Source organism: Burkholderia sp. Nafp2/4-1b, assembly GCF_003635165.1.
Classification (GTDB): Bacteria; Pseudomonadota; Gammaproteobacteria; order Burkholderiales; family Burkholderiaceae; genus Burkholderia.
In genome coordinates, this window is sequence record NZ_ML058624.1 from 236142 (window position 1) to 263009 (window position 26868).

Annotated in this window: 31 protein-coding genes, 1 tRNA gene and 1 pseudogene; 14 read left to right on the top strand and 19 right to left on the bottom strand. The window is 66.1% G+C overall.

What is annotated here, in order from left to right; all coding sequences use genetic code 11:
* Window positions 1–82: 82 nt before the first annotated feature.
* Genes lexA through C7H84_RS30950 form a run of 3 tightly spaced genes read left to right on the top strand, consistent with a single transcriptional unit; the run spans window position 83 to window position 1820 of the window.
* Window positions 83–730: a transcriptional repressor LexA gene (gene lexA, locus C7H84_RS30940; protein ID WP_006759459.1), complete on the top strand. Its 648-nt coding sequence runs from the start codon at window positions 83–85 to the stop codon at window positions 728–730.
* Between the two features lie 26 nt (window positions 731–756).
* A complete protein-coding gene (locus C7H84_RS30945; RefSeq protein ID WP_121862359.1) occupies window positions 757–1092 on the top strand; it encodes a hypothetical protein in 336 nt (111 codons plus the stop codon).
* 29 nt (window positions 1093–1121) lie between these two features.
* Entirely contained in the window at window positions 1122–1820 is a 699-nt protein-coding gene (locus C7H84_RS30950) for a DUF2939 domain-containing protein (RefSeq protein ID WP_121862360.1), read from the top strand.
* 102 nt (window positions 1821–1922) lie between these two features.
* On the opposite strand, the gene C7H84_RS30955 is transcribed toward C7H84_RS30950, so the two are convergent.
* Window positions 1923–2420: a universal stress protein gene (locus C7H84_RS30955; protein ID WP_121862361.1), complete on the bottom strand. Its 498-nt coding sequence runs from the start codon at window positions 2418–2420 to the stop codon at window positions 1923–1925.
* Between C7H84_RS30955 and C7H84_RS36660 the strand changes: the two genes are divergently transcribed.
* From C7H84_RS36660 to C7H84_RS30965, 3 genes are all read left to right on the top strand, one after another.
* Entirely contained in the window at window positions 2419–2613 is a 195-nt protein-coding gene (locus C7H84_RS36660) for a hypothetical protein (protein ID WP_162999409.1), read from the top strand. The genes C7H84_RS30955 and C7H84_RS36660 overlap by 2 nt on opposite strands.
* 150 nt (window positions 2614–2763) lie before the next feature.
* A complete protein-coding gene (nodI, locus tag C7H84_RS30960) occupies window positions 2764–3678 on the top strand; it encodes a nodulation factor ABC transporter ATP-binding protein NodI (protein WP_121862362.1) in 915 nt (304 codons plus the stop codon).
* A gap of 6 nt (window positions 3679–3684) precedes the next feature.
* Complete coding sequence (locus tag C7H84_RS30965; protein WP_121862363.1) at window positions 3685–4518, top strand: ABC transporter permease; 834 nt, start codon at window positions 3685–3687, stop codon at window positions 4516–4518.
* Between the two features lie 48 nt (window positions 4519–4566).
* Here C7H84_RS30965 and C7H84_RS30970 read toward each other — a convergent pair whose 3' ends face one another.
* The 4 genes from C7H84_RS30970 to C7H84_RS30985 form a co-directional block, all read right to left on the bottom strand.
* Entirely contained in the window at window positions 4567–4989 is a 423-nt protein-coding gene (locus tag C7H84_RS30970; RefSeq protein ID WP_162999421.1) for a hypothetical protein, read from the bottom strand.
* 224 nt (window positions 4990–5213) lie between these two features.
* Window positions 5214–6272, bottom strand: a complete 1059-nt coding sequence (locus C7H84_RS30975) for a permease (protein ID WP_121862365.1) — start codon at window positions 6270–6272, stop codon at window positions 5214–5216.
* The gene (mnmH, locus tag C7H84_RS30980) at window positions 6269–7396 is read right to left on the bottom strand and encodes a tRNA 2-selenouridine(34) synthase MnmH (protein WP_121862366.1); all 1128 of its coding nucleotides are present in this window, start codon (window positions 7394–7396) and stop codon (window positions 6269–6271) included. Before mnmH ends, C7H84_RS30975 begins: the two co-directional genes overlap by 4 nt.
* Window positions 7397–7460: 64 nt before the next feature.
* A complete protein-coding gene (locus C7H84_RS30985; protein ID WP_121862367.1) occupies window positions 7461–8414 on the bottom strand; it encodes a LysR family transcriptional regulator in 954 nt (317 codons plus the stop codon).
* Window positions 8415–8579: 165 nt separating this feature from the next.
* On the opposite strand from C7H84_RS30985, the gene C7H84_RS30990 reads away from it, so the two are divergent.
* Both C7H84_RS30990 and C7H84_RS30995 read left to right on the top strand, forming a co-directional pair.
* Window positions 8580–10001 carry a M20 family metallopeptidase gene (locus tag C7H84_RS30990; RefSeq protein WP_121862368.1) on the top strand — a complete coding sequence of 474 codons (1422 nt, stop codon included), beginning with the start codon at window positions 8580–8582 and terminating at the stop codon, window positions 9999–10001.
* 33 nt (window positions 10002–10034) lie between these two features.
* Window positions 10035–11323, top strand: a pseudogene (locus C7H84_RS30995) (MFS transporter).
* Between the two features lie 87 nt (window positions 11324–11410).
* Here the strand turns inward: C7H84_RS30995 and C7H84_RS31000 are convergent.
* Together C7H84_RS31000 and C7H84_RS31005 are read right to left on the bottom strand one after the other, a co-directional pair.
* Window positions 11411–12463 carry an NADP(H)-dependent aldo-keto reductase gene (locus C7H84_RS31000; protein ID WP_121862369.1) on the bottom strand — a complete coding sequence of 351 codons (1053 nt, stop codon included), beginning with the start codon at window positions 12461–12463 and terminating at the stop codon, window positions 11411–11413.
* Window positions 12464–12676: 213 nt separating this feature from the next.
* The gene (locus tag C7H84_RS31005; RefSeq protein WP_121862370.1) at window positions 12677–13114 is read right to left on the bottom strand and encodes a PaaI family thioesterase; all 438 of its coding nucleotides are present in this window, start codon (window positions 13112–13114) and stop codon (window positions 12677–12679) included.
* 169 nt (window positions 13115–13283) lie between these two features.
* Between C7H84_RS31005 and C7H84_RS31010 the strand changes: the two genes are divergently transcribed.
* Together C7H84_RS31010 and C7H84_RS31015 are read left to right on the top strand one after the other, a co-directional pair.
* Window positions 13284–13766 carry a helix-turn-helix domain-containing protein gene (locus C7H84_RS31010; RefSeq protein WP_121862371.1) on the top strand — a complete coding sequence of 161 codons (483 nt, stop codon included), beginning with the start codon at window positions 13284–13286 and terminating at the stop codon, window positions 13764–13766.
* A gap of 413 nt (window positions 13767–14179) precedes the next feature.
* A complete protein-coding gene (locus C7H84_RS31015) occupies window positions 14180–14803 on the top strand; it encodes a phospholipase D family protein (RefSeq protein WP_346428404.1) in 624 nt (207 codons plus the stop codon).
* Window positions 14804–14977: 174 nt separating this feature from the next.
* Here C7H84_RS31015 and C7H84_RS31020 read toward each other — a convergent pair whose 3' ends face one another.
* Window positions 14978–15196 (bottom strand): hypothetical protein, encoded by a 219-nt coding sequence (locus C7H84_RS31020; RefSeq protein WP_121862373.1) that lies wholly within the window; start codon window positions 15194–15196, stop codon window positions 14978–14980.
* Between the two features lie 155 nt (window positions 15197–15351).
* On the opposite strand from C7H84_RS31020, the gene C7H84_RS31025 reads away from it, so the two are divergent.
* Entirely contained in the window at window positions 15352–15717 is a 366-nt protein-coding gene (locus tag C7H84_RS31025; protein WP_240462142.1) for a GGDEF domain-containing protein, read from the top strand.
* A gap of 106 nt (window positions 15718–15823) precedes the next feature.
* Here C7H84_RS31025 and C7H84_RS31030 read toward each other — a convergent pair whose 3' ends face one another.
* The 3 genes from C7H84_RS31030 to C7H84_RS31040 all read right to left on the bottom strand — a co-directional run bounded on the left by C7H84_RS31030 (window position 15824) and on the right by C7H84_RS31040 (window position 17096).
* Window positions 15824–16297, bottom strand: a complete 474-nt coding sequence (locus tag C7H84_RS31030) for a VOC family protein (protein ID WP_121862374.1) — start codon at window positions 16295–16297, stop codon at window positions 15824–15826.
* A gap of 175 nt (window positions 16298–16472) precedes the next feature.
* On the bottom strand, window positions 16473–16712 hold the full coding sequence (locus C7H84_RS37690) for a hypothetical protein (protein WP_346428405.1): 240 nt from the start codon (window positions 16710–16712) through the stop codon (window positions 16473–16475).
* A gap of 75 nt (window positions 16713–16787) precedes the next feature.
* Window positions 16788–17096, bottom strand: coding sequence for a phosphatidylserine/phosphatidylglycerophosphate/cardiolipin synthase (locus C7H84_RS31040; RefSeq protein ID WP_121862376.1), 309 nt, complete (start codon window positions 17094–17096; stop codon window positions 16788–16790).
* A gap of 201 nt (window positions 17097–17297) precedes the next feature.
* Between C7H84_RS31040 and C7H84_RS31045 the strand changes: the two genes are divergently transcribed.
* From C7H84_RS31045 to C7H84_RS31055, 3 genes are all read left to right on the top strand, one after another.
* Entirely contained in the window at window positions 17298–18041 is a 744-nt protein-coding gene (locus C7H84_RS31045; protein ID WP_121862377.1) for a DUF695 domain-containing protein, read from the top strand.
* Between the two features lie 862 nt (window positions 18042–18903).
* A complete protein-coding gene (locus tag C7H84_RS31050; RefSeq protein WP_121862378.1) occupies window positions 18904–19368 on the top strand; it encodes a hypothetical protein in 465 nt (154 codons plus the stop codon).
* A gap of 333 nt (window positions 19369–19701) precedes the next feature.
* A complete protein-coding gene (locus tag C7H84_RS31055; protein ID WP_121862379.1) occupies window positions 19702–20955 on the top strand; it encodes an acyltransferase in 1254 nt (417 codons plus the stop codon).
* Window positions 20956–21729: 774 nt separating this feature from the next.
* Here the strand turns inward: C7H84_RS31055 and C7H84_RS31070 are convergent.
* The 8 genes from C7H84_RS31070 to ssuD all read right to left on the bottom strand — a co-directional run bounded on the left by C7H84_RS31070 (window position 21730) and on the right by ssuD (window position 26853).
* Window positions 21730–21805 (bottom strand) — tRNA-His (locus C7H84_RS31070).
* Between the two features lie 64 nt (window positions 21806–21869).
* Window positions 21870–22856: a tRNA dihydrouridine(20/20a) synthase DusA gene (gene dusA, locus C7H84_RS31075; RefSeq protein WP_240462143.1), complete on the bottom strand. Its 987-nt coding sequence runs from the start codon at window positions 22854–22856 to the stop codon at window positions 21870–21872.
* 126 nt (window positions 22857–22982) lie between these two features.
* Window positions 22983–23237 carry a hypothetical protein gene (locus C7H84_RS31080; protein ID WP_121862382.1) on the bottom strand — a complete coding sequence of 85 codons (255 nt, stop codon included), beginning with the start codon at window positions 23235–23237 and terminating at the stop codon, window positions 22983–22985.
* A gap of 55 nt (window positions 23238–23292) precedes the next feature.
* The gene (locus C7H84_RS31085; protein WP_121862383.1) at window positions 23293–23490 is read right to left on the bottom strand and encodes a hypothetical protein; all 198 of its coding nucleotides are present in this window, start codon (window positions 23488–23490) and stop codon (window positions 23293–23295) included.
* Between the two features lie 150 nt (window positions 23491–23640).
* Window positions 23641–23856, bottom strand: a complete 216-nt coding sequence (locus C7H84_RS31090) for a molybdopterin-binding protein (RefSeq protein ID WP_006400187.1) — start codon at window positions 23854–23856, stop codon at window positions 23641–23643.
* Window positions 23857–23913: 57 nt separating this feature from the next.
* Complete coding sequence (locus tag C7H84_RS31095) at window positions 23914–24870, bottom strand: ATP-binding cassette domain-containing protein (RefSeq protein WP_121862384.1); 957 nt, start codon at window positions 24868–24870, stop codon at window positions 23914–23916.
* Complete coding sequence (gene ssuC / locus C7H84_RS31100; protein ID WP_121862385.1) at window positions 24867–25679, bottom strand: aliphatic sulfonate ABC transporter permease SsuC; 813 nt, start codon at window positions 25677–25679, stop codon at window positions 24867–24869. The genes C7H84_RS31095 and ssuC overlap by 4 nt, the downstream gene beginning before the upstream one ends.
* 16 nt (window positions 25680–25695) lie before the next feature.
* Complete coding sequence (ssuD, locus tag C7H84_RS31105; protein ID WP_121862386.1) at window positions 25696–26853, bottom strand: FMNH2-dependent alkanesulfonate monooxygenase; 1158 nt, start codon at window positions 26851–26853, stop codon at window positions 25696–25698.
* Window positions 26854–26868 lie beyond the last annotated feature (15 nt).

A 26868-nucleotide genomic window follows, 5' to 3' on the forward strand; every position in this document is an offset into this window, starting at 1 on the left:
CGCGTCGAACCTCAAGTAACACTTGAAATTCGCGAAGTACTGTATAAAAATACAGCTCACTGTCTATCCATACAGTTCAGCCATGACCAAACTCACCGCCCGTCAGCAGCAAGTGTTCGACTTGATTCGCCGCGCGATCGAGCGCTCCGGTTTCCCGCCCACGCGCGCCGAGATCGCGGCCGAGCTCGGTTTCAGCTCGCCGAATGCCGCCGAGGAGCACCTCCGTGCGCTGGCGCGCAAGGGCGTGATCGAGCTGGCCGCCGGCGCGTCGCGCGGCATCCGCCTGCTCGGCATCGAAGACGCCCCGCACCAGTTCACGCTGCCGCACGCCGGCCTGATGCAACTGTCGCTGCCGCTCGTCGGCCGGGTGGCAGCCGGCAGCCCGATCCTCGCGCAGGAGCACATCTCGCAGCACTACGCGTGCGATCCCGCGCTGTTCACGAGCAAGCCCGACTATCTGCTTAAGGTGCGCGGCCTGTCGATGCGCGACGCCGGCATTCTCGACGGCGACCTCCTCGCCGTGCAGAAGCGCACCGAAGCGAAGGACGGCCAGATCATCGTTGCGCGGCTTGGCGACGACGTCACGGTCAAGCGCCTGATGCGCCGGCCTGGCGGCCTCGAGCTGATCGCGGAGAACCCGGATTACGAAAACATCTTCGTCAAGGCCGGCAGCGCGGAATTCGCGCTGGAAGGCATCGCCGTCGGGCTGATCCGCTCGGGCGAACTCTGACAATCGGTCTCGCTGAGGAGAACACCATGGAACGCCTTTCCCGTTTGCTGCCTTTCCGTCAATTCGGTCGCCTGCGTCACCTGCGCGGCCGCACGCCCTGCGCGCCGCTGCCCGCGGCGCCTGTGGTGAGCCAAGAAGTCGCAGTTGAACGGCAGGCGTCGCTGCTGCCGTCGGCGCTGCCCGCATTCGCGCGGGTCTCGCTGAACGCCGGCCTGAATCACGCGGAACCGGCGCGCCGCGCGCCGGTGCGCGTCTATCACGGTCGGTCGCGCCTGATCATGGTCGGGACGATCGATGCCGTGTGCCGGATGATCGATCGCTGCATCGACGAGGAACGATCGGCCGCGCACGGTGGTCTCTGATTGCGGAACCTGTCCGCACCGGAGGCATCGTGACTGGATCTTCGGGCCGCGCGTGGCGGCCCAAGCACCTGCTGATCGTCGTGCTGGCCGTCGCCGTCCTGGCGGCGATCGGCTATGCATACGCGTCGCCATACGTCGCGCTCGGTCGCCTGAAATCAGCGATCGATGCGCGCGATGCGCAAGCGGTCAGTGAGTATGTCGATTTTCCGTCGCTGCGCATCAGCCTGAAGCAGCAGGTCACGGAAGAGTTGATGCGCCGGATCGATGCGGTCAAGAAGGACAATCCGTTCGCGGTGATCGGCGCGCTGATCGGCTCTGCATTGATCGGCCCGCTGGTCGATGCGTATGCGACACCGGAAGGTGTCGCAGCGCTGATGAGCGGCATCCCGCCTCGCGGCAATCCGGGCGAGCGTCCGCCTGATTGGTCGGGGCCGCCGTCAGGCGGTGCGCCTGGCAATGCACCGGTCGCACCGCCGGGCAATCCGGCAAGCACCCCCGCGCCTGGCAGCAACGCCAACGCGTCGGCCGCGCCGGCACCCACATCCGCACCCGCACCGGCCAGCCCGAGCGATGCCGGTCATCCGCAGCAAACCAGCGCCGGCTACCGGAATTTCGATGAATTCGTCGTGACCTACCAGCGCAGCGCCGACGGCACGCGCTATGCAGCGGTCTTCCATCGCTTCGGCCTGTTCTCGTGGAAGCTGTCCGCGATCGATCTGCATGCCTGAACGGCCGCGCTCCGCGGTGATGCCGCTGAAGCGGCACCGTGAGACCGGCGCGAATCGCAATGCGACTCGCGCGCTCTCACGCTCATGGCATCACATGCCGCGTTACTTGCCGTGCGCGTTGGCCGCTTCGCGTTCGCGCGCGATCTCGGCTTTTTGCTCTTCCGCCGACGAACATGCCACCAGGATGCTGCAGTTCACGCGATCGAGCAGTTGCGTGTTGCCGGATCCCATCCACCATCGCGACAACCCGCTGCGGCACCGGTGGCCAACGACGACGAGGTCGGCGTTGATTTCCGTCGCGAGATTCGCGATTTCGTCAATCGGATAGCCGAACGCGAAGTGGCCTTCCGCCTGAACGCCGCGCTCGCGCAGCCAGTTCACGCCTTCCTGCAGGATTTCGCGCGCGGTTTCCTCGAAGCGGCCGCACGCGACGTCGGTCAGCAGCCCCGCGCTTTGCGCGATGCTCGAGCGCATGTCGACGACCGACAGCAAATGCGTTTCCGCCTTCAGGTCCATCGCGAGATTGGCGCCGCACCGCAATGCCTTGCGTCCTTCGAGCGTGCCGTCGTAGCACAGCAGAATCTTGTTGTAGCTAGCCATGAAACCTCCCTATCGCGACTACGGCGACTACGTGCCGGATGCACTCATCATGGTGCGCCGCAATTGCGGACGCAAGGGATGGAAAACGCTGATTCGCCACGCGGGGCCGTCGACGATGATGCGACGCACCATCCGTGTGCCCATGCACCGTGCGGCGCGGGCCTGCCCTGAACAGACGCAGCCGATGCACTAGAATGGCCCGTTCATGCCGTCGACGCGCGATCGCCTCGGTCATGCCCATGTGACACGCGTTCGCCCGATCCGTTCGCAAGCGGCATGCCGACCGGGCCGGCAGCGCAGCTGCAAGACGCCCCCGTGCCCCGCTTATAACGACAACCCGCCCATGCCTGTTGCACCGATCGATTTCCGGAACGTCGAAAAGCGCTATGGCGACAAGCTCGTCGTCAACGACCTGTCCTTCCACGTGCAGGCCGGCGAATGCTACGGCCTGCTCGGGCCGAACGGCGCCGGCAAGACTACGACGCTGAAGATGCTGCTCGGCCTTGCGTATCCCGATGCCGGCGCCATTTCACTGTGCGGCGAACCGGTTCCGTCGCGCGCACGCCATGCTCGGCAGCGCGTCGGCGTCGTCCCGCAGTTCGACAACCTCGATCCCGACTTCACCGTCCGCGAAAACCTGCTGGTGTTCAGCCGCTATTTCGGGATGTCCGCGCAGGCCGCACGCGCGCTCGTGCAACCGCTGCTCGAATTCGCGAAACTGGAAAACAAGGCCGACGCGAAAGTCGGCGAGTTGTCGGGCGGGATGAAGCGGCGCCTGACGCTCGCACGTGCGCTCGTCAACGACCCGGACGTGCTGGTGCTCGACGAGCCGACGACGGGCCTCGACCCGCAGGCGCGACACCTGATGTGGGAACGCTTGCGCTCGCTGCTCGCGCGCGGCAAGACCATCCTGATCACCACGCACTTCATGGAAGAGGCCGAGCGCCTGTGCGACCGGTTGTGCGTGATCGAGGAAGGCCGCAAGATCGCCGAAGGCGCGCCGCACGCGCTGATTGAATCCGAAATCGGCTGCGACGTGATCGAAATTTACGGACCGGACCCGACCGCGCTGCGCGACGAGCTGGCGCCGTTCGCGAAGCACACCGAGATCAGCGGCGAGACGCTGTTCTGCTACGTGACCGACCCCGAACCGCTCAGCGCACGGCTCAAGGGTCGCACGGGGTTGCGCTATCTGCATCGGCCGGCCAATCTGGAAGACGTGTTCCTGCGGCTCACGGGCCGCGAAATGCAGGACTGATCGATCATGGACGTACGCAACTATTCCGCCGCCGCACCGTCCGCAGTGCCGCGCGAGTCGCGCTTCGCGATCGCGCTGCCCGCGAATGCGACCAACTGGATCGCGGTGTGGCGGCGCAACTACCTCGTATGGCGCAAGCTCGCGCTCGCGTCGCTGTTCGGCAACCTCGCCGATCCGATGATCTACCTGTTCGGGCTGGGGTTCGGCCTCGGCCTGATGCTCGGGCACGTCGACGGCGTGTCGTATATCGCGTTCCTTGCGGCCGGCACGGTCGGTTCGAGCGTGATGATGTCCGCGAGCTTCGAGTCGATGTATTCGGGCTTCTCGCGAATGCACGTGCAACGTACGTGGGAAGCGATCATGCACACGCCGCTCGCACTGGGCGACATCGTGCTCGGCGAGATTGTGTGGGGGGCAAGCAAGGCGCTGTTGTCGGGCGTCGCGATCATGCTGGTCGCGGGACTGCTCGGCTATGCGCGGTTTCCGTCGATGCTCGTCGCACTGCCGGTGATCGCGCTCGCCGGCCTCGCGTTCGCCAGCACCGCGATGATCGTCACGGCACTCGCGCCGTCGTACGATTTCTTCATGTTCTATCAGACGCTCGTGCTGACGCCGATGCTGCTGCTGTCGGGCGTGTTCTTCCCGATCGCGCAGTTGCCGCCGATCGCGCAGCACGCGGCCCACTTGCTGCCGCTCGCGAACGCGGTCGAACTGATCCGGCCCGCGATGCTCGACCGCCCGGCGACCGACGTCGGCCTGCATCTCGCGGTGCTCGCCGGCTATGCGGTCGGCGGCTTCGTGGTCTGCGCGTGGCTGTTCCGCCGGCGGATGATGCGCTGACGGCCGGCGCGCAACGCGCCGGCTCGATCGGACGAAAGCGCGACGACGTTACTCGTCGTCGTCGCTCCACGGGATTTCGACGTCGGTCAGGAACGCGACGGTCGCGAGCGGACCGCCTTCCTGGCGACCAAGCTTGCCGTCCGCGCGATGCCATTCGACGCGGAACTGCGTACCCGGATCGTCGGCGATCAGATACACCGCGCGCAGCTCTTCCGCGTCGGCTTCGTCGACCGGGCCGTCGAACGACACCAGCAGCTTCTGCGGCCACAGGCCGTTCACCGGATCGTAAATACGGTCGCCCTGCGGAATGTCGATGCTGGCCTCGACGCCGATCGTGGCGGAAGCTTCGATGATCATCGTGCCGAGCGCATTCAGCACGGCAGTTGCCCGCGCGGAATTGGCCTGGCGGATCGCGAGATCGCCGCGCGTCAGCGCCTTTTCGAGTCGAGGATGAATCTTCGGTTGGGTCATGCGTTTTCCTGTTTGCTTCTTGTAAAGGGCACCGCGCGCATGAAGCGGCGGCGCCGGATGAATACGACGGTCGCGCTGCGCGCCCGGTCCGCGCGCGCGGCGCGGCGGCCCTCAGGCCGGTTCGGGCGCCGGCAGCCGCGCAGGTCGCGCCCGGCTGGCCGAGCGGGCAGCGAACCGGATCCTTCCGACCGCCGCGCCCGCTGACCGTTGCGTGCGCGCGGCCGTCAGAATCCGAACGCGATCGCGAGCAGCCCGCTCACGATCCCGAACACGACGACGAGGCCCGCGACGATCGCCAGCATGTAGGGCTTGAACGAACGCGCGAGCATCGCGAGCGACGGCACGCTGATCGGCGGCAGCGTCATCAGCAGCGCGGCGGCCGGGCCGACGCCCATGCCGAGCGACAGCATCGCCTGGATGATCGGCACCTCGCCGGCCGTCGGGATCACGAACAACATGCCCGCGACCGCGAACGCGACGATCCAGCCGAGCTGGTTGCCGATGTCCGGGCCAATATGCGGGAACAACCACGCGCGCGCCGCGCCGAGCAGCAGCACCAGCACGATGTATTCGGGCACGAGCCGCACGGCCATGCGCGCGAGCAGCTTGATCCAGCGGACGAACGGATTGCCTGCCGCGGCCTGTTCGGCTGCGAGCGCGGCGAGTTGCGCGTCGTCGATGCTGCGGTCTTCGGGACGCGCGATACGGTTCAGCAGATAGCCGATCCCGAACACCATCGCGATGCCGAGCACGAGCCGCAGCGCGCTCCACTGCCAGCCGAGCACGAAGCCCATGAACACCAGCGCGGCCGGATTCAGCACCGTGTTGCCGAGCCAGAACGCGACCGCGCCGCCCGGCGATGCGTGCCGCGCACGCAGCCCCGCGACGACCGGCGCCGCGCAGCACGTGCACATCATGCCCGGCAGCGACAGCAGGCCGCCCGCGGCGACGCTGCCGAAGCCGGTGCGGCCGAGCACGCGTGCGACCCAGTGCGCGGGCAGCAGCGCCTGCACGGCCGAACCGAGCAGCAGCCCGAGCACCATCGCCTGCCAGATCGCCTTGCCGTACGCCCATGCATAGTCGAGCGCCGCCTTCAGCGACGGCTCCGGCGCGGCCGCCGACGTGCCCATCAGGATCGACTTGCCGATCGAATGATGCTCCGCGGCGACGAATGCCTTGTTGTAGTACGGGAACCATTTCACGTAGAACAGTCCCGCGACCGCGATCAGCAGGAAGGTCATCCAGCCGAGCGCCGGACTGGGTTGGGTGCGAGTGGTCGTCATCGTGTGGGGGTCGCCTGGTTGTTATCGGTTGCGGATTGCGCGCCTGCCGCCAGCGCGGCCGACGCGGGGAGCCCCGCTTGCGCGAGCCGGGCCAGCAGCGTGCGCGCCTGCTCGCGCACGTCCGCCGCATTCGGCTGGAACGTGAACGTCAGCGCGCGGTTCAGCTTGTTGTACGTGGCGCGGTAGGTGCGCGCATAGGCGGGATCGTAATGCTTGTCGATCAGTTCGGTGAACAGGTCGGCCCGCGCGTCGGCATCGATCAGCGCGTTCCAGTGCGCCACCTGGTCTCGGCTATGCAGGCCGATCAGCCGGTGGAGTTGCGCCTTGAACGCGTCCGGTGCGTCGAACAGGTGCGCGTAGTCCTCCAGGAGGAACGCGATACGCTCGTCGTGCGCCGCTTCGACCTGCACCCACGGCCCGGCGTGAAACGCCTCGATCAGCGCGATCGGCAGGTGCACGAGGCCGATTCTGCGGCTTTCCGATTCGACGAACACCGGCCATTCGGGGTCGAAACGGCCTAGTGTCTCGACCAGCCCCGAATCGAAGCCCTTCTGCGACGGTTGCGGCTGGCCCGGCAGCGCGCCGAGCAGCGAGCCGCGATGACGGGCGAGCGCCTCGAGATCGAGCGTCTGCGCACCCACGTCGCGCAGCGCATTCAGCAGCCGTGTCTTGCCGCAGCCCGTATGACCGACGAGCGCGATGTAGCGGAACCGCGTCGGCAGCGTGTCGAGCGTCGCACACACCGACTGGCGGTACGCCTTGTAGCCGCCGTCGAGCTGGCGCGCCTGCCAGCCGATCAGGTTGAACCAGTTCGTCATCGACCCGGAGCGCTTGCCGCCGCGCCAGCAATAGATCAGCGGCCGCCAGTTGCGCGGACGATCGGCAAACGTGGTGTCGAGATGGCGTGCGATATTGCGGGCGACCATCGCCGCGCCGACGCGCGTCGCTTCGTACGGCGACACCTGACGGTACATCGTGCCGACGATCACGCGCTCTTCGTTGCTGAGCACGGGCGCGTTCAGCGCGCCGGGGATATGGTCCTCGGCGAACTCGAGCGGCGTACGCACGTCGATGATCTCGTCGAACTCGCCGGCGCGATCGAGGGTGACAATCAGGTTCTTCAATTTGGCGTCGAACAGGGGCGATGCGGCTCGGCGAGCCGCACGGGCACGGAAGGCGGATTAGCGATTATCTCACGCCCGGGCGTCTCGGACCGCGCGCGGCCATCGGCGGGGGCGACGCGGCGCTCATCACGTCGACCAGATGGTCGCGAAACGCGCGCACCGACGCGGGCAGATCGCGCCCGGCCATGGTCTGCACCTGGATGCTGCGTTCGCGCAGCTGCGGGTTCGTGATGGGCACGACGGCGAAGCCGTCCGCGTCGAAACGGTCGCGCACCGACAGCAGCCCCGTGAACATCACCGCACCGGTCCGCTGCACGTAGCGATACATCACCGCGGTATTGTTGCTGGTCAGCTCCGGCTCGAGCATGAGCCCGTCGAGCACGCACGCGATGTCGATCAGCTGGCGCACCGTCGTGCCGGCCTCGGGCAGCACGTGCGGGTGTCGCGCGATGTCGGCGAGCGACACCGAATCGCACGCCGCGAGTGGATGATCGCGCCGCACGAGCGCATAGATCGGCGCCCGTTCGGTATGCTCGACGCGCACGCCCTGCTCCGGCGCGAGGCTGAACGTGAGCCCGATGTCGGCATCGCCGTCGCGCACGCGCCGCGTTGCGTCCGCCGGCGACACGACCCACACCGAGAAATCGACGCCCGGATGGCGTGCCTTGAAGCTCGCAAGCGCGCCCGGCAGGAAATCGATCGCGAACCCCTCCGAGCAGGCAATCTTGAGCAGGCTGCCGTGCAGCGCCTCGAGGCCGCCGATTTCCTTCATCACATGCTCGGCCTCCAGCAGGCTGCGCTGCGCGAAGCCAAGCAGCCGCTCGCCGGCTTCCGACAGTGCCATTCCGCGAGGCCGGCGCTCGAACAGCGGCGCGCCGAGCTCGCTTTCGAGCTTCGCGATCTGCCGGCTGATCGCCGACACGGCCACGTGCAACCGCGCCGATGCGTCGCTGAGCGACCCGGTGCGCGCCACTTCGACAAAGTACCGCAGCGCAAGACCATGCAGGAAAGCCGCCATCGTGGTGTCTCCGCGCCCGTCGCCCGGGCCGCTCAGCTTTGCCTTTTCGGCAATGAAAGGTTCGAAATTCGATCATTGTGGCAAAAAAAACGGCTTTCTAGAATCGATCGCACTCCCTGGTCGTGCGCACCGCGCCCGCCGGAAACCCGATATAGGAGACACGTCTTGAGCCGTACCGCCGCCATCCAGCACGCGCTGAACCAGTTCGAATCGGGCGCGTTCTACACGACCCTGAGCCGCCGCGTCGGCCTGCGCACCGAAAGCCAGGACAACCGCGCAGGCGCCGCGCTGCGCGCGTACCTGACCGACGAGATCGCGCCGGAGGCCGCGCGCCTCGGCTTCACGTCGCGGATCGTCGAGAACCCCGTCGACGGCGGCGGTCCGTTCCTGATCGCGTCGCGCCACGAGGACGACGCACTGCCGACCGTACTCATCTACGGCCACGGCGACGTCGTGCGCGGCTACGACGCGCAATGGCGCGCGCCGCTGTCGCCGTGGACGCTGACCGTCGAAGGCGACCGCTGGTACGGCCGCGGCAGCGCCGACAACAAGGGCCAGCACACGATCAACCTGGCCGCGCTGGCGAGCGTGCTCGAGGCGCGCGGCGGCCGGCTCGGCTTCAACGCGAAACTGCTGATCGAGATGGGCGAGGAAACCGGCTCGCCGGGCCTCGACGCGCTGTGCCGCCAGGAGCGCGACGCACTTGCCGCCGACGTGCTGATCGCGTCCGACGGGCCGCGCGTCACGGCCGAACGCCCGACCGTGTTCCTCGGCTCGCGCGGCGCCGTCAACTTCAAGCTGAGCCTGCGCGCCCGCGACGGCGGCCATCACTCCGGCAACTGGGGCGGGCTGCTGCGCAACCCGGCGACCGTGCTCGCGAACGCGCTCGCGAGCCTCGTCGACGCGCGCGGCGCGATCCGCGTCGCGGGGCTGCGCCCGCCGCCGATCCCGGCCGCCGTACGCGCCGCGCTGGCCGACCTGACGGTGGGCGGCGGCCCCGGCGACCCGGCGCTCGACACCGACTGGGGCGAGCCCGGCCTGTCCGCCGCCGAGCGCGTGTTCGGCTGGAACACGTTCGAGATCCTCGCGTTCAAGGCCGGCAATCCCGAACATCCGGTCAATGCGATTCCGCCCGTCGCGTATGCGCACTGCCAGTTGCGCTTCGTGGTCGGCACCGACTGGGAAGCACTGCATGCGCACCTGCGCGCACATCTCGATGCCCATGGCTTCGCGGACATCGAGATCGACGTCGAGCGCGGCGCCCCGGCCACGCGCCTGCCGCCGGACGATCCGTGGGTGAGCTGGGCCGTCGCGTCGCTCGCGCGCACGACCGGCAAGAAGCCCGCGATCCTGCCGAACCTCGGCGGCACGCTGCCGAACGAGGTGTTCGCCGACACGCTCGGGCTGCCGACGCTGTGGGTGCCGCACTCGTATCCGGCATGTTCGCAGCACGCGCCCGACGAGCACCTGCTCGGCAGCGTCGTGCGCGAGGGGCTGCAGATGATGGCCGGCCTCTTCTGGGATCTCGGCGACGCCGCGCCGTCCGAACGCCGCGCGGCCCCCGCCGCGGCCGGCGCCGCCCTGTAACGCGCTTCGCCCTTTCTCGGGACCGCTCACACGATGAACACCACCACCACCCTGACCTCGCAGGACGCCGTGCGCCCCAGCGCCGCGACGATCCGGCGCATCATCTTCGCCGCATCGATCGGCAACGCGCTCGAATGGTTCGACCTGATCGTCTACGGCTTTTTCGCGGTGACGATCGCCAAGCTGTTCTTTCCCGCGACGAGCGAAGCGACGTCGCTGCTGCTCACGCTCGGCACGTTCGGGCTGTCGTACCTGATCCGGCCGATCGGCGGCTTCGTGCTGGGCGCGTATGCCGACCGCGCGGGCCGCAAGGCGTCGCTGTTGCTGTCGATCGGGATGATGATGGTCGGCACGCTGCTGATCGCGCTGATGCCGACCTATGCGTCGATCGGTATCCTCGCGCCGCTCGGGATCATGCTGTCGCGGCTGATGCAGGGCTTTTCCGCCGGCGGCGAATTCGCGAGCTCGACCGCGTTCCTCGTCGAACACGCGCCGCAGCGGCGCGCTTCATGTCGAGCTGGCAGTTCGCGAGCCAGGGTCTCGCGACGCTGCTCGCATCGGGCTTCGGTGCGTTGCTGACGTCGACGCTGAGCACCGCGCAACTCGAAAGCTGGGGCTGGCGCGTACCGTTCCTGTTCGGCCTCGCGATTGGCCCGGTCGGGCTCTACATCCGCCGCTACGTCGACGAAGGCGTCGAGTTCCAGACGCAGGCACGCTCCGAAGCGCCCGTGCGCGAGCTGTTCGCGGACCAGAAGCTGCGCGTGCTGCTGTCGATCGGCGTGCTCGTGATCTCGACCGCGATCAACTACATGGTGCTGTACATGCCGACTTATGCGATCAAGCAGCTCGGGCTGCCGGCATCGACGGGCTTCGCGGCGACGCTCGCGACCGGCTTCGTGCTGACGCTCGTCACGCCGCTCGTCGGCCACCTGTCCGATCGCACCGGGCGGATTCGCGTGATGGCCGCCGCTGCCGTGCTGATGCTCGCCACCGTCTGGCCGACGTTCGCATGGCTCACGCGTCACGCATCGTTCGCGACGATGCTCGCCGCGCTGATCTGGATCGGGTTGCTGAAGGCGACGTACTGCGGCGCGCTGCCGGCACTGATGGCCGAGCTGTTCCCGTCGCAGACCCGCGCGACCGGTCTTGCGGTCAGCTACAACACGGGCGTCACGCTGTTCGGCGGCTTCGCGCCGTTCATGATCACGTGGCTGATCAGCACGACCGGCAACCGGCTGTCGCCGGCGCTGTACCTGATGGGATGCGCGGTGCTGAGTCTCGTTGCGCTGCTGGTTGCGCGCACGCGGCTCGGGATGCGGTAATCGATGCAATCGGGAGCACGACGGCGCAACGCAGCGCCGTCGGATGCGGCCCGTCGCGGCATGCGTGCCGCGCGGGCCGCTCGCCCGTTACGGCGCCGGGTTCGGCTGCTGTTCGTGCAGCGCGTCGATCTCGGCCAGGATCTCGTCGGACAGCTTCACGTCGATGCTGCCGATGTTCTCCTTCAGTTGCGCGAGCGACGTCGCGCCGACCAGATTGCTGCGCACGAACGGCCGGCTGTTGACGAAGGCCAGCGCAAACTGCGCGGGCGACAGCCCGTGACGTTTCGCGAGCGCGACGTAACGCGACGTCGCTTCGACGGCCTGCGGCTTGCTGTAGCGCTGGAAGCGCTCGAACAGCGTGATGCGTGCGCCCGCCGGCCGTGCGCCGTTCTCGTATTTGCCCGACAGCCAGCCGAACGCCAGCGGTGAATAGGCGAGCAGGCCGATGCCGTCGCGATGCGTGAACTCGGACAGGCCGTTCTCGAACGTGCGGTTCAGCAGGCTGTACGGATTCTGGATGCTCGCAATGCGCGGCAGCCCGAGTTTCTCGGCCGCACGCAGGAACTGCGCGACGCCCCACGGCGTTTCGTTCGACACGCCGATTGCGCGAACCTTGCCGGCCTTCACGAATTCCGCGAGCACGCCCAGCGTTTCCTCGATCGGCACCGTGTACGCATCGTCGACCCACGGATACGCGGCGCGGCCGAACGTCGTCGTGCTGCGATCGGGCCAGTGCAGCTGGTACAGGTCGACATAGTCGGTCTGCAGGCGCTTGAGGCTCCCGTCGAGCGCCTCGGTCAGGTTCTTGCGGTCGAACTGGTTGCCTTCGCCGCGAATGTGACGCGGATTGTGCGGCTGTCGCGCCGGCCCCGCGATCTTCGTCGCGAGCACGATGCGGTCGCGCTGCGCACGATGCTGCGCGAGCCAGGTCCCGATGTACTGTTCCGTGCGGCCCTGGGTATCGGGCTTCGGCGGCACCGGATACATCTCCGCGGCGTCGATCAGCGTGACGCCCTGCCCGAGCGCGTAATCAATCTGCTCGTGCGCGTCGCGCTCCGAATTCTGCTCGCCCCACGTCATCGTGCCGAGACCGATCAGGCTCACCTCGATGCCCGAATCGCCGAGTGTGCGGTATTCCATGCTGCTCCTGTCGCGTCAGTGGAAAGCAGGAACGCTATCACATCGAAGCGCGTGCTTCAGTCTGCCGATGCATACGCTTACAGCCGGCCTTCGCCGGGTACGCATCGCGCGCAGACGCGGATTGCGAGGTATCCGGTTGCGACGCGCCGCCGCGTACGCGGCGTGCAGAGGAAGTCGGCCGCTCAAGGCGGCGCGATGGCGCCATTCGCGCCGTTATTGCGGCCGCTGAATGAAGCAGGTCGCCGACGCGTGCGCGACGATCTTGTCGTCCGGCGTCTTCAGCGTGCCTTCCGCGACGCCGAGCGAACGCGACAGGTGGATCACGCGCCCTTCGGCGATCAGATCGACGTCGCGCGGCACCGGGCGCAGCATCTTCACGTGCAGGTCGACCGTGCCGTAACCGACGCCCGCCTCCAGCATCGCGTGCACGGCGCAGCCGGTGACCGAGTCGAGCACCGTCGCGGCGAACCCGCCGTGCACGCCGCCGAGCGGGTTCAAGTGCCGGCCGTCCGCGCGCGCGGACATTTTCACGTAACCGCGCTCGACACCGAGCGGCCGCATCGGGATCGTTTCCGAGATCGACGCCAGCGGCACGTCGCCCGCCGCCGCCGCGCGCAGCAGTTCGAGACCGGACAGGGAAAGCGGATTCATCGGGTGTCTCCTGATTGAAAGCGCGTCGCCGCGCGAGTAAGTTCCAAATCGGAACTCATTATTGACAACGGCATCGGGCCTGTCAACGCAGGTGACGCCCGTTGCGACCGAAGGTAAGTTCTATAATCGAACCCGCTTCTTCGCCCGGACCGCCGCACGAGACTCGATCATGAAATGGGATGACATCGGCACGCTGAACTGTTCGGTCGCGCGCACGCTCGCCGTGCTCGGCGATCGCTGGACCATGCTGATCCTGCGCAACGCCTTTCTCGGCTGCCGCCGCTTCGACGCGTTCCAGACGCAGTTGGGCCTCACGCGTCACGTGCTGGCCGAGCGGCTCGCGCGCCTTGTCGACGAAGGCGTGCTGGTCAAGCGCGCGTATCAGGAGCGTCCGCCGCGCTTCGAATACCGGTTGACGGCGAAAGGCCTCGACCTCTACCCGGCCCTGCTCGCGCTGATGACGTGGGGCGACCGCTGGAAGGACGACGGCCAGGGGCCGCCGGTGCAATTGCGTCATCGCACCTGTGGCCAGCTGATGCATGCGGTCGCGGTGTGTTCGGCGTGCGGCGAGCCGCTCGATGCGCACGACGTGCAGCCGGAACCCGGGCCTGGGTGGATCGTGCAAGAGACGACCGGGCCGCTCGATGCGTGATGCCTGACGCAGAAAGCGCGCCGCTGGCGTAACGCATCGCTTCAGATCGCGGGCATCACTCGTGCGTGTGCCCCGTGCGTTTTCAGCGGGTGGGCAGCGTTCGTTTTTGGGGCCCTTTCTGCAAGTTCAACCGCATCGATCGCACACGCGCCGGACCTTGAACCTGCGCGATCGCATCCGCCGCATCCGCGCAGTTCGTCGCGCGGCCATCCTCGCACCCATCCTCTTCATCGACCTCCGTCAATCGGCACGATCGTCGAACCGTCGCAGATACCGCGCAGCACGACGAACGTCACGTCATCGACCGCTTCACGCTGCCACATCAAGCGCGCTATTCGCATCCGGGCGTGACCGCGCCGCCGTGTGTGCGTTACACTCACGGCCCGCTGTCTCGAAATCATTCGCTGTCCAAGATGTTGTCGCGCAAACGCCTCGCCGCCGCCTGTCTCGCCGCTTCCCTGCTCGCCACGCCGTTCGCCGCTTTCGGCAAGACGCACAACGAATCGCTGTTGCAGCAGGCGATCGATTTCATTGCGCAACTGCTGCCGACTCCCACCCACGAAGCGCCCGCCACGCAGGCCGTCGAATCGGCGTTCTCGCCCGACGGCGGCGCCGAGGCGCTGGTGCTGAAGGCGATCGGCGCCGCGCGCACGTCGATTCGCGTGGCCGCCTACTCGTTCACGTCGCCGCCGGTCACGCGCGCGCTGCTCGCTGCGAAGCGACGCGGCGTGAATGTCGCGGTCGTCGTCGACGACAAGGGCAATCGCGCAAAGAGCAGCAAGCAGGCACTGAACCTGCTCGTCAACGCGGGCATTCCGACGCGCACGATCGACGCCTATGCGATCCACCACGACAAGTACCTCGTGATCGACGCCGAACATGTCGAGACGGGCTCGTTCAACTACAGCGCTTCGGCAGCCAGCCGCAATTCGGAAAACGTCGTCGTGGTGTGGAACAACCCGCAGCTCGCGTCGCGCTACCTCGCGCACTGGCAAAGCCGCTTCGACCAGGGCGCGCCGTACCGCTCGTCGTACTGACGCGTCACACGCACCCGTCGCGATCTGTGCTCAAGAGCGACGCGGCCAGCTTGCGTCATTGCGTGCGTTGCTTCGCGATGTCGTCAATGATCGGTGCGCACGACGCGCGAATCAACCTGGCCGAATGGCGGTAGCGCGGGTTTGACGGCGCCACGGTCCGTGGCCCCCGTTGATTCAGTGGATGTCGGGTGATCGCTCCGCAACCTGCGCGGTCGCGACACAGTGGTTCCCCTGCGCATGCGCATCGCTTGCGGAAGGCTTCGGCAGATCGCGCGCGCCGCCGGGCAGCGCGCCGAGTACGCAGTCGGTGCTGAAATTCAGCGTGTTCTGGACCATCGGATAAAGCAGATAGAGCGCGAATGCCAGATATCCGGCGTACAGAATTCGAACCATGGTGCGTTGGATGAACGGTTGATCTCGCTCTATTTACGGCATCCCAGCGGACAGCTTGAGGCACCGCGCATCAACTCGTACGTCGCGCAGGCACTCAGGCCGCACAAAGACCCGCATCCAATCGCACTCGTCAGCCGCGTCGACGAGAATCGCCGGTGGTTCAAGAGCCATTCCGTTCTCGACGCGTCGGCCATGCCGAAGGCGACCGCGCGCTCAAGACCTTCGCGGACACGCTGACCAGCGCACTGCGCGACAGCGACGTCATCGCCCGACTCGGCGGCGACGAGTTCGACGTGCTGCCGAGCGCCACCGATCCGGCCGACGTCGGCGAACCGATCGAGCGCGTCGCGCAGGGGCGCGCACTGCGCAACGCGACCGAGGCATGCGGCTATGCAATCCGGTTCAGTGTCGGCCACGTCGCGTACGATCCCGCGCGGCATCGCACGGTGGCCGACCTGCTCGACCCGGCCGATCGCCGCATGTACGAGGACAAGCGGCGCGGCAAGGCCGCCGGCGCCTGAGCGCGCCGAACCGAGCCCGGACGGCCCGCACACCGATACGCGCAACCGCGGCCTCCTGCTCATTCAACCGCGCTCAACCGCGTTCAGTGCGATTCACCGGGCCCTCTCAGCTTCCGCACGGCGGTGCGCTCGCCATCGCTTCCGCAATCTGCTCCGGCGTCAGGTCGCGCTGATGGGTCGCGATCGACCAGCGATGGCCGAACGGATCTTCCACCTGCCCGTAGCGATCGCCCCAGAACATGTCGGCGGCCGGCGTCGTGACCTTCGCGCCGGCCGCGACGGCCTGCGCGATCACCGCATCGGTATCCGGCACGAACAGGTGCAGGCAGACCGGCGTGCCTTTCAGCGTCTTCGGCCCGAGTGCGCCGTGCTCCGGCATTTCATCCGCGAGCATCAGCGTCGAATCGCCGATGGCGAGGCACGCGTGCGCGAGACGGCCGTCCGGCATCGGCAGCCGGAATCGTTCGGTCGCGCCGAACGCACGCTTGTAGAAATCGATCGCGGCTGCGGCGCCTGCGCAGATCAGGTACGGCGTCAGCGTGCGCATCCCTTCCGGGATCGGTTTGACGGTCGTGGCCATGGGTGTCGCTCCTTCAGTCGGTTGTCATGTCGGAAACGGGACGCACGCACGATGCGCACGCCTCCGACGCTACGACGGACGGACTCGACGGAAATCGACACGTGTATCAATATTTTTTTTGTTGGTTCGCGACGCGCCAGCCAGGTCACGCACGACATCGCTTCGACCGCTCGCGTCAATTGCAAACCTTGACCGCTCCGTCGGACGTGCAGTGATGGACCGTCCAGTGACTCTGCGCTGCGAGGTGCGGTGCGGCCCCGAGCCCGTGAATCGGGGTCGCCGGCGACGATGCGGGAACCGCAGTCGATGCGAGCTCGGGCGACGGTGGTATGGGCGTCGGAGCGGGTTCGGTCTGACAGGCCGCGAGCATCAGACAGAGCGCGGCTGCCAATGGGGCGACGGTGGATGGGCGCATGGCTTCGTGCATGGCAGCAGGACGAGTGTGGGGACCGATCTGGGGGCGACTCGCGGGGTACGCACCGAGCGCCGCTCAGATCTGCGGAAGATCACGCAACGTACGCGACTCGTTCGTCGCGTCGATGTCGAGCTCGATGCCTTCGGACGCGTCGCGATACCGCACGCGCTTCAGCCGCGGCCCCACCGCCGTTCCGTCCACTTCGTCGAACACGGCGCGAACGTCGTTGCCGGCCGCAAGCGCACGCGCGACATCCGCCACCGACGCCTCGCTCGGCGTTGCCGCCCACGAGCGGTCCGCCGGATTGACGGCCGCCCAGCGCACGTGTGTCACACGCGCACTGAGCAGATCGATTCGGACACCATTCACCGCGAACATCGACATCGGAATCTCCTTCGAAATGGTTGCGGTCGGGCGAACGCCTGACGATGGAAGCGGCGGATGGCGAGACGACCCGCGAATTCGACCGCCACCGGGCCGGCCCGACGCGCGACCATCCGCGCGCGGCTTCGGCCAGCGTGGTTTTCGATGATACATTGGGACGCTTTGCAACCGTCAACAGACAATCGTGCACGGGAGAAACACATGACCGACGCCTGGGGAACCTTCCCTGCCAGAATGGGCGACCATCAGGCCTTCATCAGCTTCAATCACGCCTTTGCGGAAATCGCCGAAAGCGATCCGCGCACCTCGCTGCTCAGCGTGCGGGTCACGCTCGCGCATCCGACGCCTGACGGCCTGCCGAGCGCGGACGAGTTCGCCGGCCTCACGCAGGTCGAGGACCTGCTGGACGCTGCCGTGACCGCGAAAGACGGTGTACAGGTCGGCCGCATCACGGTCGACGGCAACCAGGATTTCCTGTTCTACGTGCCGTTCGACGAAGCGGCCGCGACCGAGATCGTCGACTCGCTGGCCGACCAGACGACCTACACGCTCCAGTACGCGTACCAGGACGATCCGGACAAGGAAACGTACTGGCGCACGCTCTACCCGACCGACGACGACTGGCAACTGATGCGCGACATGAGCGTGCTGGAAGCGCTGCGGCAGAAAGGCGACGTGAGCGACGTGAGCCGGCGCGTGATGCACTGGGCCTACTTCCCGGAACCAAGCGACGCGCACCAGTTCGCCGACTGGGCCGAATCGAAAGGCTATCTCGTCGAATCGGTCGCACCGACCGAGGACGGCAAATCGGCCGTGCGGTTCGCGCACGAAGGCACGACGACACTCGCCGACATCACGCGCCATACGCTCGAGATCAATCGTGAAGTGCGCTCGCTCGGCGGCGAATACGACGGCTGGGAAACCAGCGTCGAGCAGGCAGGCTGACCCGGCCAACACGCGCGCTGCGCGCGTTCCGACCGTGACGGCTTCGGGACAAAAAGCATCCCGGCAGCGCGACGGTGCACCGCCGGGACCCAGACATCGCCGGCCGTAACCGGTGATGGGCCCGAGCGATCGCTCAGGCACGAGGAACGTGATTCATGCGCCTCAGGCGCACGGCACGGAGCGCGGCCGGTCGAACGCCTGTCCGGCTCCGCCGACGCGCGCTGCATGCGTCGGGCGGTCAAAAAGCCCCGCTCCTGCGCGAGCGAGCGGGGAAACGGTTGACCGGGCCGGGGTAGAACGGTCAACCGGTGAGATTCTGATCGCGGCCCGTGCGCTCGTCTGTGCGGCAACTCACCCTTTCAACCGGAAGGCCGGTAGGTTCGGTGCTCGCGCCGCATGCATCGCATCAGGTCGAGCGCGCGACACCAGCGAGTAGCGAGGCGATCGACCGTCACTTCGTATCGACCGCTTTCGACGGGCATCGCGGTACATCGTGGTTGGCGGCAGCGCCGATCGCGCCGGGAGATCTCGAGTTCCGGCGCGACGATTTTCTCCGGCCACGCTGCCTTTCGGTTCTTATGATTCGCCGCGCCTGTCCGGCTTCACGTACTGCGTGAATCTTGTGTGAATTACGGACCGAACGTCATTCCGCTCGGCGGTATCGCGATATTCTCGCAGGCTGTCGATCTCGACCGAAAAGGCATGGCCGTACGCGTTCGATAGCGGGTTCGTGACAGGTTCACATCGCGCTTATTCCCGCATGATTTCGGCGCGCTTATCCTAGATATCTGCCTGCTCCGCGGCCGTGACCGCGCTGGGACACTCCGGCCACAAAAAAATGCTTGCTATCCCCAAAGAAACAATGACACTCGCTCGGGCGCAACACGACGGCGTCGATGTCTGGATCGTCCAGCTTCCCGGACATGCCGCCTATGCCTATACGCATCTCAAGCGGGTATTCGCATCCGACGACTCGCGGCATCGCGTCGTGACGGTCGACCTGGCGAAACTGCTCGCCTGCGCCGACCGCGACACGACCGACTATGTGCTGCCGTCGGTTCAGTACTGGGCGCCCGGCAAGGCTGCCGGGATTCGCGAGTTCCTCGACCCGGCCGAGGCCCGGATTCCGGACATGCCGTTCATCACGTTTCGCGAAACGAAAACGCGGACGCTGCTCGGCATTGCGGGGCTGTCGAAAGTCGGTGTCGCGTCGTTCCGCAATGGCCAGCATCGCGCGCGCTATCTGGCGTACGCAGGGGCGACGAGCGTGCCGGTGGAGGTGCATGAAACGGAGGCGGATTTGCTCGTGCGGTATTGCGGCGGGTGATGGGCGAGACGCTTCGATCCTTTTGCGGCGATGATTGGCCCGCGTGCGGGCGTTCTACTAGGCTCGAACAGGCCGTCAGCCCTCGATCGCGTCGAGCCGGTCCGTGATTCCGCCCGGCCGACGACGCTGCCGTGATCATAGTTCATCGATCAGGCGCCGAAGCAGCAACGGCTCGATGCGGCGCACCTTGTGATCGAACATCGGATCGCACTCGTGGATCGCGACGTCGGGGACAACCTGAGCGGGCCGGTGTCCGCTGCTCTCATGAACGGAAAGCGCTGCAAATCACATTCTCTTGCCGTGTAGAATTTCCGGACATTGAGACTTTTCAAAATGACGACACAACTTCAGGCGACAAAATTCGAATTTCTAGACGGTCTCCGCGGTATCGCTGCTCTGCAGGTGGTCTTTCTGCACTACTGCGCGGCATTCTTGCCGACATTTGCTCGCGCCGGTGTCCCGGAACATTACAAATGGGAGACGCTGGCGACTAACTCGCCTGCATTTTTCCTCATCCAAGGATACGTGGCCGTGTACGTATTCTTCATCATGAGCGGTTTCGTGCTCGCGAACTCGTTCCTCAATTCTCGGGCGCCTGTGGTCGCGCTGGCGGTCAAGCGGTGTATCCGGCTATATCTTCCAGTCCTGGCATCGGTGTTGATAGCGGCCGCTCTGATGATTGCATTCAGATCGCTTGAGCAGCAGACAGCGGACATATCAATGTCATCGTGGCTGCGTCAACAATGGAGTGCCCAGCCAGACTCCCACATGGTGGTGAAGGACGCCCTGGTCAATTCGATGATTGTTGGATATGGTCAGGCCTCGGTATTCGCCACCTTTCCCGCATTCACGTCATCAGCATTCCTGACTCCAATGGTCGGTGCAGTCAACCCGCCGCTATGGACGCTGCATCTGGAGTTCTGGGGATCCATGGCCCTCCTCGCGGTCACGATTCTCATCCGGAATTTGTCGGCGTTGTGGACGTGGGTCGCATTGGCTGCGCTTTTCGTCTTGTCTGGCACCAGCTTCCTGATGCTGTTCTTGTTCGGCTTTGCGTGCTATCTCCTCAACCGGTCGAGCTATCAAACAACCTCTCTTGCTCGCTCAATCGTTGGACCGATGGTGTTGTTTGCGGGAGTTGTAGCGGCATGCATGCCGACGACCAGCGCCGCACAAGCGGTGCACGAACTCGTCCGGCGTCTGCCAATCATGCATGCGCTCGACCCATTCCAGCTTCAATGCGAGATAAGCGCAATTCTCATTTTTTCCGGAGTGTTCTTGTGGCCTGCAGCTCGCAATTTGCTTTCAGGTAGAGTGCCGCAGTGGCTCGGCAAGGTCTCATTCGGTCTGTACCTGGTCCACTTCGCAATTTTGCTCACGCTCGGATGTGCGGTATTTGCATGGCTTCAGCCTCTCAGTTACCTGGTGGCGTTTTTCGGCGCAACATTGATCGGCACACTGGCTTCCCTGTGTGCCGCAGCATTTTTTGAACGGGCAGTCGACGAGAAATCAATCAGCCTCGCACAGAAGGCAACCCGAATCGCGAGCGCCACGCTCCGTACGCGACAACGCCCGATGGAACACTAAGGCCGTGTTGTCGACGCGATGGCGTACCGGGCTCAACCGAATTCTCGAAGACATCGGCCGCTTTGTGCGCACGCTCTGTTGGAGATATTCGTGCCAACTGCTGCGCCTGATCACGCAGCTTCCGCGATGGCTGCGTAGCCAATTTGCGGGCATACGGCATGGCGCACTGATCGGCTCCGAGTACCTCATGCAAGGCTGCGATCATAACTATCGGCGATCGTAGTTCGCGGCGATCCGTCCGTGCGAGTCTCGAGGATCGCTCATACATTGCCTACGCTCTACATGCTGACCGCACTATCCGCGCATTTCGCCCGCTTTCCACGCTTCAGCAGGGTGGGCAGTCGATACTCCCCACTCTCGCGGCCGAAAGTACGCCACCTTCAGAGCGCCCGGCTCGACGCGTTCCGCTGGCTCGGCCACTTTCCGGTCTTCAGCGCAACTAGTCGATACGTTGCACGCCGGAATGCTCGACAACTGCGCTTCGGCGACGCAGACGGGGCGAGACGTGCACCGCATCCCACAACGTACTGACGGACCATTGCTCCACGAGGGGGTGTCAAGCCACGCATCAAAGTCGACTACGCGATGAGTTTGCTCGCGATGAGCGTATGCATATCCCGACATGCATCGAGATGTTCTCGGTACCGTACGCGAAATGGATGGATGATGAGCAGAACGCTCTAGAGATGGCGAGGCTCGAATCGACCTTATTGCCCCGAGTTGTTCGCTGCAAAACAAAACAGGCGCCGAAGCGCCTGTTTTGTTTCAGAATTTTGGGGTGGCTGATGGGACTCGAACCCACGACGACAGGAATCACAATCCTGGACTCTACCAACTGAGCTACAGCCACCACTGATACTGCTTTGTTTCTTCGCTGTTTCGTTTCGTTTCGTGTTCAGCAGCGAAGAACAAGATTATACGAACACTTTTCCGTCTTGCAAAGCACTTTTTTCAAAATTTTCGAGAGCGTCGTTCAGATGCGTACGAGCCTCGTCGAACACGGCCAGATCGCCGCGCGCGAGCTTCTTGTTGTCGGACAGCACACGACGCCAGCCGCGCGCACCCGCGACGCCCCGATAGAGCCCGAGCGCGTGCCGCACGATCGCGCCAAGATACGTACCGCGCTTCAGTTCCGCCGCGCAATATTCGATCAGTTGTGCCTCGGCCTCTTCGCGCGTCGGCACCGCCGCAGTCGACCCATAGAAGCACGCATCGACGCCCGCGAGCACATACGGGTTGTGATATGCCTCACGGCCGAGCATCACGCCGTCGACATGCTCGAGATGCTGCGCAACTTCGTCGAGCGTCTTGATCCCGCCGTTGATCACGATCTCCAGCGACGGGAAATCGCGCTTCAGCTGATACGCATAGTCGTACTTGAGCGGGGGGATCTCGCGGTTTTCCTTCGGCGACAGTCCCTTCAGGATCGCGTTGCGCGCATGCACGACGAACGTCTCGCAGCCCGCTTCGGCCACCGTGCCGACGAAGTCCCGCACGAACGCATAGTCCTCGACCGCATCGACGCCGATCCGATGCTTGACCGTGACCGGCACCGACACCGCATCGCGCATCGCCTTCACGCAGTCGGCGACGAGTTGCGGCTCGTTCATCAGGCACGCGCCAAACGCACCGCGCTGCACGCGCTCCGACGGACAGCCGCAATTCAGATTGATCTCGTCGTAGCCCCACTGCTCGCCAAGTTTCGCCGCGCGTGCGAGATCGTCCCGTTCGCTGCCACCCAGCTGCAGCGCGACCGGCGATTCGTTCGGCGTGAACGCGAGATGCCGCTGGGCGTCGCCGAACAGCAGCGCGCCCGTCGTGATCATTTCCGTATAGAGCCATGTGTCGCGCGTCAGCGTGCGATGGAACGACCGGCAATGACGGTCGGTCCAGTCGAGCATCGGGGCCACGGAAACGCGGCGGGGCGGAAGCGAAGACGGTACGGACATGGAATTCGGGGCAGCAAGCGGCACGGGAAATAACCCGCCATTTTACCGCAACGCGACCGGGCCGGCCCGGCAGCCTGACTAGACCGCCCCGCCCTCGCCCAGTTCGGCGTCAACGGCCCGCCGCGCCTCGTCGAGTACGCGCTCGATCACGCGCCGTTCGGTCAGCAGCATGCCGTCGACTTTCACGAGCCGCCAGTCGATCCGCACGGCCGCGCCCTGCAGCAGGCGGTAATGCGCATGCTCGCCGTCCCAGACCTGCTCGGTCTTCACCTCGATCTCATAGCCGCGGTACGGCTCGCTGAAATCGTCGAGATCGCTGCCTCTCGGTTCCATCGCTCGCTCCGTGGCAACGCACCGCCAGGCCGCCTCGACGGCCGGCGGCGCGCGCTCAATCGTATTCGTTGGACAAAACGGATTTGCCGTCGGCGGTCAGGTCGACCCGGTCGGCTGCCGCCTGGTAGATCAGCCCTTCGTTGAGCAACGCATAGACGACATCGTCGTACGCGGCGGGGACCGGCCGGGTATCGCCGAACTGGTCGATCCACTTCAGCGCCTCGATGGCTTCGGGAGAAAGGATGGGGGTCATGCGTTGGCCTCCGGCGTCGGTGTCGTTCCATCCTAGCACTTCGTCCGGACGCCGAATACCGCGGCAAACACGCGGCAAACGCGCGACAAAAACGCCGGCCGCCGTGGTCGGGCATCCCCATCCACGGCGGCCGGCGCGGAAAAACCGAGTTCAGAGGCGCGCGATCGACACCTCGGTGGATTTCACCAGCGCGACGACTTCCGCGCCGACCTTCAGTTCGAGTTCATCGACCGAACGCGTCGTGATCACCGACGTGACGATGCCGAACGGCGTCTCGACGTCGACTTCGGAGACCACCGGCCCGCGGATGATCTCCTTCACCTTGCCCTTGAACTGGTTACGCACGTTGATTGCAGTGATGCTCATCGGGTTGATCGCTCCGAAGAAAAAAGTCTGAGAACGGGCGGCCGTTGCCGCCCGGGTTTAAACGGCCCAGCGAATCTGTCCGACCGGTCGTACGTGATCGACTTCAGGCACCTGCTGGTCGGCGCCGCCCGGGCCGCCGGCGAGCACGCGTTGCAGCACGCGATCTTCCAGCGCCGCGAACGCGGCCGATGCGCGCGCACGCGGCCGGTCGAGCGGCACCGCCTGGTCGAGCGCGACACGTCCCTGCTCGATCAGCAGGATCCGGTCGCCGAGCGCGACCGCTTCCTGCACATCGTGCGTGACGAGCAGCGCGGTGAAGCGATGCTCGCGCCACAACCGCTCGATCAGCGCGTGCATCTCGATACGGGTCAGCGCGTCGAGCGCGCCGAGCGGTTCGTCGAGCAGCAGCAACTGCGGCCGGTGCACCAACGCACGCGCGAGCGCAACCCGCTGTCGCTGGCCGCCCGACAACTGCGCGGGCCAGTCGTTCGCGCGCTCGAGCAGCCCGACTTCGTCGAGCACCGCGCGCGCCCGGTCGCGCGCGCCGCGGCCGAGGCCCAGCATCACGTTCTGCAGCACGGTCTTCCACGGCAACAGCCGTGCGTCCTGGTACATGATCCGCGTATCGAGCGCGCCGCCGCCCTCGCCGCGCGTCGCGAGCGTGCCGCTGCTCGGCGTCTCGAGTCCCGCGACGAGACGCAGCAGCGTGGATTTCCCGCAACCGCTGCGGCCGACGATCGCGACGAAGCTGCCGCGCGCGATGCCGAGTTCGACGTTGTCGAGCACGGTGCGTGCGCCGAAACGCTTGCTGACGCCCGACAGCGTCACCGCGTCGTCCTGTGCCGGGCTGCCCGCGCGGCGCCGTGCGAGCGGCACGACGGATGCGCCGCCGTCCCGGTCGACGATCGCCGCATCGCGCGCGTCGTCATCGGTCACGCGTGCCTGCGCCAGTTCGGCCTCGAGGTCTGCGCCGGCGAGCGGGCCGTAAGCGGCCGCCGAAGTCGTCGCATTCATGCCTTTGCTCCTGATTGATAAGCGGGGTGCCAGCGCAGCGTCACGCGCTCGATCCATTTCGCCAGCACGTCGGCCAGCTTGCCGAGCACCGCGTACAGCAGGATGCCGACCACCACCACATCGGTTTGCAGGAATTCGCGCGCGTTCATCGTCATGTAGCCGATGCCCGACTGCGCGGAAATCGTTTCAGCGACGATCAGCATCACCCACATCAGCCCGAGCGCGAAGCGCACGCCGACCAGGATCGACGGCAACGCGCCGGGAAGTATCACGTCGCGGTACAGCGCGAAGCCGCGCAGGCCGTAGCTCTTGGCCATCTCGATCAGGTTCGCGTCGACCGAGCGGATCCCGTGGTACGTGTTGATGTAGACGGGGAAGAACACGCCGAGCGCGACGAGGAACAGCTTCGCCTTCTCGTCGATGCCGAACCACAGGATCACGAGCGGAATCATCGCGAGTGCGGGGATGTTGCGGATCATCTGGATCGTCGAGTCGAGCGCGACTTCCGCCGCCTTCGACAGGCCGGTCGCGAGCCCGAGCGCCAGCCCCACGCCGCCGCCGATCGCGAAACCGATCAGCGCGCGCCAGGTACTGACCTTCACGTTCGCCCACATCTCGCCCGACGTCACGAGCGACCACGCGGCACGCACGACCGCCACCGGTTCGGGCAGCACGCGGGTCGACAGCCAGCCGACGCGCGCGCCGACTTCCCATGCGACCAGCAGCGCGAGCGGCACGAGCCACGGCGCGACGCCGCGCCATGCGCGGGCGGCCACGACGGCGCCCGTCGTCGACGTTTTGGTAGTCATCGCAGGCCTCCTTCGCTCAGCTCTGGGCCGCCTTCGGCAGATAGTTGTTGCCGACGATCTCGCCGAACGGCCCGGACAGCGGGCCCGACGGACGCTTCGCGCCGTTGCCCTTGATCAGCGGGAACACGAGCTCCGCAAAACGGTACGACTCCTCGAGGTGCGGATAGCCGGACAGGATGAACGTCTCGATGCCGAGATCCGCGTATTCGCGCATGCGCTCCGCGACCTGCTCGGGGTTGCCGACGAGCGCCGTCCCCGCGCCGCCGCGCACGAGCCCGACGCCGGCCCACAGGTTCGGATACACCTCGAGCGCCTCGCGGCCGCCGCGTTTGCCGCCATGCAGCGCGGCCATCCGGCGCTGGCCTTCCGAATCCATGTTCGCGAAGGCCTTCTGCGCGCGGGCGATCGTGTCGTCGTCGAGACGGCTGATGAGTCGCTCGGCATCGCGCCATGCTTCGTCTTCCGTCTCGCGCACGATCACGTGCAGGCGGATGCCGAACTTGATCTTGCGGCCGCGCGTTTCGGCACGGGCGCGAATGTCGGCGATCTTCTTCGCGACGGCCTCGGGCGGTTCGCCCCAGGTCAGGTAAGTGTCGATATGATCGGCGGCGATCGTATGGGCCGCCGGCGACGAGCCGCCGAACCACAGCGGCGGATGCGGATGCTGCACGGGCGGATAAAGCGCCTTGCCGCCCTTCGACTGCAGGTGCTTGCCGATGTAGTCGAAGCCGCCGTTGTCGTGCGATGCCGAAAGCAGCCCGCGCCAGATGTTCAGAAAGTCGTCGGTGATTTCATAGCGCGTGTCGTGGTCGGCGAACAGTCCGTCGCCTTCGAGCTCGGCGGCGTCGCCGCCCGTCACGACGTTGATCAGCAGGCGGCCGCCCGACAGGCGGTCGAACGTCGCGGCCATCCGCGCGGCCAGCCCGGGCGACGCGATGCCGGGACGCACGGCAACCAGGAACTTCAGACGCTGCGTCGCCGGAATCAGGCTCGACGCGACAACCCACGCATCCTCGCAGGAACGGCCGGTCGGCAGCAGCACGCCTTCATAGCCGAGCGTATCGGCCGCGACGGCGATCTGCTTGAAATAATCGTAATCCGCGGCGCGCGCACCTTCGGCGGTGCCGAGGTAACGGCTGTCGCCGTGCGTGGGGATAAACCAGAAAACATTCATCTGCTGCTCCTGCTT

Excerpts from the sequence above, each read along its gene's own strand:
- C7H84_RS30985 (WP_121862367.1), bottom strand. The coding sequence starts at position 8,414 with ATGGCGGCTTTCCTGCATGGTCTTGCGCTGCGGTACTTTGTCGAAGTG.
- dusA (WP_240462143.1), bottom strand. The coding sequence starts at position 22,856 with ATGCTCGACTGGACCGACCGTCATTGCCGGTCGTTCCATCGCACGCTG.
- C7H84_RS36660 (WP_162999409.1), top strand. The coding sequence starts at position 2,419 with ATGAAACCTCCCTATCGCGACTACGGCGACTACGTGCCGGATGCACTC.
- C7H84_RS31095 (WP_121862384.1), bottom strand. The coding sequence starts at position 24,870 with ATGAATGCGACGACTTCGGCGGCCGCTTACGGCCCGCTCGCCGGCGCA.
- C7H84_RS31045 (WP_121862377.1), top strand. The coding sequence starts at position 17,298 with ATGACCGACGCCTGGGGAACCTTCCCTGCCAGAATGGGCGACCATCAG.
- C7H84_RS30945 (WP_121862359.1), top strand. The coding sequence starts at position 757 with ATGGAACGCCTTTCCCGTTTGCTGCCTTTCCGTCAATTCGGTCGCCTG.
- C7H84_RS31090 (WP_006400187.1), bottom strand. The coding sequence starts at position 23,856 with ATGAGCATCACTGCAATCAACGTGCGTAACCAGTTCAAGGGCAAGGTG.
- C7H84_RS31040 (WP_121862376.1), bottom strand. The coding sequence starts at position 17,096 with ATGTCGATGTTCGCGGTGAATGGTGTCCGAATCGATCTGCTCAGTGCG.
- C7H84_RS31000 (WP_121862369.1), bottom strand. The coding sequence starts at position 12,463 with ATGGAATACCGCACACTCGGCGATTCGGGCATCGAGGTGAGCCTGATC.
- C7H84_RS37690 (WP_346428405.1), bottom strand. The coding sequence starts at position 16,712 with ATGCGCCCATCCACCGTCGCCCCATTGGCAGCCGCGCTCTGTCTGATG.
- C7H84_RS31080 (WP_121862382.1), bottom strand. The coding sequence starts at position 23,237 with ATGGAACCGAGAGGCAGCGATCTCGACGATTTCAGCGAGCCGTACCGC.
- C7H84_RS31010 (WP_121862371.1), top strand. The coding sequence starts at position 13,284 with ATGAAATGGGATGACATCGGCACGCTGAACTGTTCGGTCGCGCGCACG.
- C7H84_RS31085 (WP_121862383.1), bottom strand. The coding sequence starts at position 23,490 with ATGACCCCCATCCTTTCTCCCGAAGCCATCGAGGCGCTGAAGTGGATC.
- C7H84_RS31015 (WP_346428404.1), top strand. The coding sequence starts at position 14,180 with ATGTTGTCGCGCAAACGCCTCGCCGCCGCCTGTCTCGCCGCTTCCCTG.
- C7H84_RS30975 (WP_121862365.1), bottom strand. The coding sequence starts at position 6,272 with ATGACGACCACTCGCACCCAACCCAGTCCGGCGCTCGGCTGGATGACC.
- C7H84_RS30955 (WP_121862361.1), bottom strand. The coding sequence starts at position 2,420 with ATGGCTAGCTACAACAAGATTCTGCTGTGCTACGACGGCACGCTCGAA.
- ssuC (WP_121862385.1), bottom strand. The coding sequence starts at position 25,679 with ATGACTACCAAAACGTCGACGACGGGCGCCGTCGTGGCCGCCCGCGCA.
- C7H84_RS31055 (WP_121862379.1), top strand. The coding sequence starts at position 19,702 with ATGACGACACAACTTCAGGCGACAAAATTCGAATTTCTAGACGGTCTC.
- C7H84_RS31020 (WP_121862373.1), bottom strand. The coding sequence starts at position 15,196 with ATGGTTCGAATTCTGTACGCCGGATATCTGGCATTCGCGCTCTATCTG.
- ssuD (WP_121862386.1), bottom strand. The coding sequence starts at position 26,853 with ATGAATGTTTTCTGGTTTATCCCCACGCACGGCGACAGCCGTTACCTC.
- lexA (WP_006759459.1), top strand. The coding sequence starts at position 83 with ATGACCAAACTCACCGCCCGTCAGCAGCAAGTGTTCGACTTGATTCGC.
- C7H84_RS31030 (WP_121862374.1), bottom strand. The coding sequence starts at position 16,297 with ATGGCCACGACCGTCAAACCGATCCCGGAAGGGATGCGCACGCTGACG.
- C7H84_RS30965 (WP_121862363.1), top strand. The coding sequence starts at position 3,685 with ATGGACGTACGCAACTATTCCGCCGCCGCACCGTCCGCAGTGCCGCGC.
- C7H84_RS30970 (WP_162999421.1), bottom strand. The coding sequence starts at position 4,989 with ATGACCCAACCGAAGATTCATCCTCGACTCGAAAAGGCGCTGACGCGC.
- C7H84_RS31050 (WP_121862378.1), top strand. The coding sequence starts at position 18,904 with ATGACACTCGCTCGGGCGCAACACGACGGCGTCGATGTCTGGATCGTC.
- C7H84_RS31005 (WP_121862370.1), bottom strand. The coding sequence starts at position 13,114 with ATGAATCCGCTTTCCCTGTCCGGTCTCGAACTGCTGCGCGCGGCGGCG.
- nodI (WP_121862362.1), top strand. The coding sequence starts at position 2,764 with ATGCCTGTTGCACCGATCGATTTCCGGAACGTCGAAAAGCGCTATGGC.